The sequence below is a fragment of the Xanthomonas sp. SHU 166 genome (genome assembly GCF_000364685.1).
Classification (GTDB): Bacteria; Pseudomonadota; Gammaproteobacteria; order Xanthomonadales; family Xanthomonadaceae; genus Xanthomonas_A; species Xanthomonas_A sontii.
In genome coordinates this window covers 1-2,682 of the sequence record NZ_AQOJ01000299.1, presented here as the reverse complement: position 1 = coordinate 2,682, position 2,682 = coordinate 1, and the positions used below count along the sequence as shown (strand labels likewise).

Below are 2,682 nucleotides of genomic sequence, written 5' to 3'. Positions count from 1 at the left end.
TTGCCTGCTAGGGGGTAAGACGGTATCTGCGGCGCTAAAGCGACGTAAGGACATGTCCTGCTGCGCTGCGCACAGCGAGTGGCCACCGTGGGCGCGCATCCCGCCTGCCAATGGAGGGCCGGGATCGGGGAAAGAAGGTGCCAGCGAACGGGCTTGCTCAGAGCCCCACGACATGAGCTCCCTTGGGGATGGTCTCTTGGGGAGTAGAACCACAGGGTGTCGAGGCTGGCCCGTTCATTCTCGGCGTCGGCTCCCGACTTGCCTATCGGGGACTTTCCTCAGCGGATGTGGGGGATTCCCTACTTGACGGCGCCGCGCCACGATTGCCCCGGATCGGTCCCGCGGTCTGCCTGCCACGGCCAACGGCCGCACCTGCGCCGGTTTGCGTGCGCCGGGGGATCGGCGACAATCCGGCCATGAGCAAGATCCATATTCTCGGCATCGCCGGTACGTTCATGGGCGGTGTCGCCGCGCTGGCGCGCGAACTCGGCCATGCGGTCGAGGGCAGCGACCAGGCGATCTACCCGCCGATGTCCACACAGCTGGAACACCTGGGCATCGCGCTGAAGCAGGGCTACCTGCCCGAGCACATCGCCGCGGACTGCGACCAGGTGATCGTCGGCAACGCGCTGTCGCGCGGCAACGCGGCGGTGGAGGCGGTGCTCGACGCCGGGCGCGCCTACACCTCCGGGGCGCAATGGCTGAGCGAGCAGGTGCTGCCGGGGCGCGACACCCTGGCGGTGGCCGGCACCCACGGCAAGACCACCACCACCAGCATCCTGACCTGGTTGCTGCAGGCGGCGGGGCGCGAACCGGGCTTTCTGATCGGCGGAGTGGCCGAGGATTTCGGCGTGTCCGCGCGGCTGGGGTTGCCGGTCGCCGAACCCTCATCCGGCGCTGCGCGCCACCTTCTCCCGGAGGGAGAAGGACATCAGGGGCCGGCCCTGGCGGGCCGCCCGCTGTTTGTGGTCGAGGCCGACGAGTACGACACCGCGTTCTTCGACAAGCGCAGCAAGTTCGTGCACTACCGGCCGCTGGTGGCGATCCTCAACAACCTCGAATACGACCACGCCGACATCTTCCCCGACGTCGCCGCGATCCAGCGCCAGTTCCACCATCTGGTGCGGACCGTGCCGCGCCGCGGGCGGCTGATCGTCAACGGCGAGGACGCGCACCTGCGCGAGGTGCTGGCGATGGGCTGCTGGACCCCGGTGGAGCGCTTCGGCTTCGATCCCGGCTTCGACTGGAGCGCGCGCCTGATCGCCGCCGACGGCAGCCGCTTCGCGGTGCTGCACCAGGGCCGCGAACTGGGCGAGGTGGACTGGCCGCTGCTCGGCCGCCACAACGTGATGAACGCGCTGGCCGCGCTGGCCGCCGCCCATGCGGTGGGCGTGGCGCCGGCGCAGGTGATGCCGGCGCTGGCGCGCTTCCGCAGCGTCAAGCGGCGCCTGGAAGTGCTCGGCCAGGCGCAGGGCATCACCGTGTACGACGACTTCGCCCACCATCCCACCGCTATCCGCACCACGCTCGAAGGCCTGCGCGCCAAGGTCGGTGCCGCGCGCATCGTGGTGGCGATGGAGCCGCGCAGCAATTCGATGCGGCTGGGCGCGCATGCCCAGGCGCTGGCGCCGTCGCTGGAGGCCGCCGACGCGGTGGTGTTCCTGCAGCGGCCGGAGCTGGCCTGGGATGCGGGCAAGGTGATCGCCGCGGTGCGCGGCGAGGCCTGCGCGGCGCCCGACGTGGACGCCCTGCTGGCCGCGCTGCAGGCACAGGCGCGCGCGGGCGACCATGTGGTGTTCATGTCCAATGGCGGCTTCGACGGCGCACCGCGGCGCTTCCTAGCGGCGCTTCAATGAGGTTCGCCGCCTACGGCGGAGCCGGCGCGTGAGCGCGCAGCGGACCACGCTGCCGCTGTTCCCGCTGCACGCGGTGCTGCTGCCCGGCGCCTCGATCAAGCTACGGGTGTTCGAGCGCCGCTACCTGGACCTGGTCCGCGAATGCGGGCGCACTGACAGCGGCTTCGGCGTCTGCCTGATCCTGGACGGCAGCGAGACCGGCGCCCCGGCGGTGCCGGCGGCGTTCGGCACCGAGGCCCGCATCGTCGATTTCGATGTCGGCGCCGATGGCGTGCTGGTGCTGAGCCTGCGCGGCGCGCGGCGCTTCCACGTGCTGCGCAGCCGGGTCCGCGACAACGGCCTGGTGGTCGGCGACGTGGAATGGCGCGATGCCGATGGCGACGACGAACTGCGTCCGCAGCATGCGCTGTTGGCGACCGTGCTCGACAGCATTCTCGACCAGGCCGCCGCGGTGTATCCGCTGGCCGGCCCGCGCCAGCTCGACCAGGCCGCCTGGGTCGGCTGGCGCATGGCCGAACTGCTGCCGCTGGACGAGCGCCAGCGCCTGTCGCTGCTGCAGGAAGACGACCCGCACGCGCGACTGGACCAGTTGCTGGCCTGGATTCCCTGAGCGAGGCAGGCGAGGGCGGTGTCGCCGTCCTGGCTTGACGTGGAGCACAGCGGCCAATATCCGTGCGGCTCTGCGCCATCATCAGCCACGATCGCCGCGCGCGGTTCTCGAATGGTTCACGCCCGAGGCCGCCCACGCGCGCGCCGCAGCCGGCATTCAGCGCGCCGCTAGCAGGCGCGGGCCACGCTTGGCAGCGATCGGCGGCCGCGCCCGGCC

The 2,682-nt window shown here is 71.3% G+C and carries 2 protein-coding genes; both read left to right on the top strand.

The window, feature by feature from the left end; all coding sequences use genetic code 11:
- The first annotated feature begins 416 nt into the window (after positions 1 to 416).
- Complete coding sequence (gene mpl, locus D180_RS09160; RefSeq protein ID WP_017912558.1) at positions 417 to 1,856, top strand: UDP-N-acetylmuramate:L-alanyl-gamma-D-glutamyl-meso-diaminopimelate ligase; 1,440 nt, start codon at positions 417 to 419, stop codon at positions 1,854 to 1,856.
- A 28-nt stretch (positions 1,857 to 1,884) separates the two neighbouring features.
- Entirely contained in the window at positions 1,885 to 2,466 is a 582-nt protein-coding gene (locus D180_RS09155; protein ID WP_017912557.1) for an LON peptidase substrate-binding domain-containing protein, read from the top strand.
- Positions 2,467 to 2,682: the final 216 nt, after the last annotated feature.